At 52.3% G+C, this 2,224-nt stretch carries 3 protein-coding genes; 1 reads left to right on the top strand and 2 read right to left on the bottom strand.

Translation table 11 applies throughout. The features are described 5' to 3' along the window. On the top strand, positions 1-229 hold a 229-nt coding region (locus AQR02_RS34905; RefSeq protein WP_245237743.1), incomplete at its 5' end, for a DUF445 family protein. A 111-nt stretch (positions 230-340) separates the two neighbouring features. On the opposite strand, the gene AQR02_RS25800 is transcribed toward AQR02_RS34905, so the two are convergent. Next, entirely contained in the window at positions 341-667 is a 327-nt protein-coding gene (locus tag AQR02_RS25800) for a P-II family nitrogen regulator (protein WP_054943226.1), read from the bottom strand. A 207-nt stretch (positions 668-874) separates the two neighbouring features. Continuing rightward, positions 875-1,975, bottom strand: a complete 1,101-nt coding sequence (locus AQR02_RS25795) for a glycosyltransferase family 4 protein (RefSeq protein ID WP_054943225.1) — start codon at positions 1,973-1,975, stop codon at positions 875-877. Between the last annotated feature and the right edge of the window lie 249 nt (positions 1,976-2,224).

Here is a 2,224-nt window from a genome sequence, read left to right as displayed (position 1 = left end):
GATTCAGGGCTGGGAAGAACGGATTTGTGCTTCATTGATTGCCCTCGTAGAGGCTAATCATTACCGGCTTGGTGTATTGGTCAAAGAAAACCTGGATCAAATGGACGATGCTAGCCTCGTTAACATGCTGGAGGATAAAGTGGGCAAGGACTTGCAGTGGATCCGGGTCAACGGCGCCGTATGCGGCTTTGTCGTGGGTCTGGTGCTGACAGTCATCCAGATGATTTGAGGATAATAACACTTGGAAGAGGCAGCAGAACGTTTCCTGGAGCGGGATTCCCGTCCAGGCGACGCTCTGCTGCCTCTTTATTATGGGGATATGACTTAGGAAGATGAGCGGCTACAGTTGATTTTTACCGTTGCTGATCGTGAAGGTCTCCAGCACAGGCAGTACAAAGATCTTGCCGTCACCGAAGGAGCCTTGTTCGCCGGTTCTTGCCGTTCTCATAATAATGCTGATGACCTCGTCCTTCTCATCATCATTGATGACGATCATCAGCAGCTTTTTGGAGATTTGATTGTAGTAGTTGGTTCCAACTTGAATTCCCTTTTGTTTACCGCGGCCCAGCAAATCCATTTTACTGATGGAGGGGAAACCGGCCAGCATTAATTCAGCCATGACCTCATCTGCTTTCTCGGGTCTAACAATGGCTTTGATCATTAACATAAGGATGCACCCTTTCTACAGCGAATAGTTGTTGTAGGGGGTTGCCAGCATCTTGATAGCGGTATAAACTAACACAGTTTGTTATTGGCAACGCTTACAATATGAGTATAATAGCTGCAGCTGCTTATATCCTGCGAAGATAATCACAAATCCTTTGTTACACATTGTCGCAAAGGAAAAGGAGCGCCTGTAAGGCAGACTCCTCAGCTACGGCTTGAGCAGCAGGCGGTACAGCTCCTCTAAATGCGCTGCAGTATGCTGCCATTCGAAAGTCCGCAGCGCATCGCTGCGGCCCTGCATTCCGATCTTTGCCGCTAGGTTGGGATTCCGGCCTACCCTGAGCATAAGCCTTGCAAAAGGCAATGCTTCCTGGTACCGGTCCACCAGATAGCCGTTAAGACCGGAAGTGATGATCTCCCGGATACCGCCATTGTTCGAAGCGATGACCGGCAGGCCTGAGGCCATAGCTTCCACATTCACCAATCCGAAGGATTCATGCCGCTGGGAAGGGCAGACGAAACAGTCAGCAGCCTGATACAAGCCGTGTATATGGTCGTGGGCGATAGTTCCAAGGAAGGTTACGGATACGCCGAGCCGGCTGGCCAGGCCCCTAAGCTTACGGATATATAACGGTTTGCCCGGGCCTGCGATGATCAGATGGGCGGGCAGACGTTTGTTCAGATGCTGCATGGCCCGGATCAGCACCGGCACTCCTTTGCGCGGAATAACCCTGCCCACGAACAATACAGTAAACTTCGGTGGAAGCCGGTACTTTCTGCGCAGAAGCAGACGCTCCGGCGATTCAACAGGGGTGAAGCGGGTTAAGTCAGCTCCCAGCGGAACGACACTGAGCTTTCCAGAAAGCCCCGGAAAACGCCTGGAAAGCCGCTTCTGCAAAGACCTGCTGTTGACCGCAACGGTATTGGCGTATGCAAGGCTGCGGGCAATTCTCGCTTCTGCGGGTACAAAGGTTAAGGAGTGGAGATAGAGCAGCACCGGGGTCTCCGGATGCTGCTGCTTTACGGCGGCCATCAGAAGCGGACGATTGTCGACCTGAATCATATCGAAAGATTCCCCCTCCAGAAAGTGAAGCACGGAAGCCTGGTAACGGGAGGGGGTTCCTGAAGCCAGCCGGATGATCCGCACCTGCTCCAGTTCTGCTGAGTCGGGCAGGAAGGCTGTTCTGCGGCTTAGAATCGTCACTTTATGTCTCTGGGATAACTGTTTGGCAATAGCCCAAATACAAATCTCCACAGACCCGTCTCCCGGTACCGGGAACTGCTCCGGGGCAATAATACAGATATGCATAGCTCCAGCCTCCTCAAGGCCCATTTAACGGATGTTCTCTCTTTCCTACCATATGCGGACTGACAGGCGGAAGACACCCGTGGTTAGTTCAGGCGGCGATTTGCTTCGCTGTCGCTGCAATTACTGCAGCAACCTTTTGTTCCAGCTCGATGATTTTCTGTTTACTGGCGGCAATCTGCTTGTATCCGGAAAGGAGTGAGGCCAGGGATTGTCCGGCAAGAACCGGATTCTGCTTGCGGATGGCGGACT

The organism is Paenibacillus ihuae (assembly GCF_001368795.1).
GTDB lineage: Bacteria > Bacillota > Bacilli > Paenibacillales > Paenibacillaceae > Paenibacillus_AQ > Paenibacillus_AQ ihuae.
The sequence above is the reverse complement of the archived record's forward strand: the minus strand, read 5'-3'. Positions and strand labels throughout refer to the sequence as shown.

Bases quoted from the DNA above. Each gene is read 5' to 3' on its own strand.
- AQR02_RS25800 (WP_054943226.1), bottom strand. From the start codon at position 667: ATGTTAATGATCAAAGCCATTGTTAGACCCGAGAAAGCAGATGAGGTC.
- AQR02_RS25795 (WP_054943225.1), bottom strand. From the start codon at position 1,975: ATGCATATCTGTATTATTGCCCCGGAGCAGTTCCCGGTACCGGGAGAC.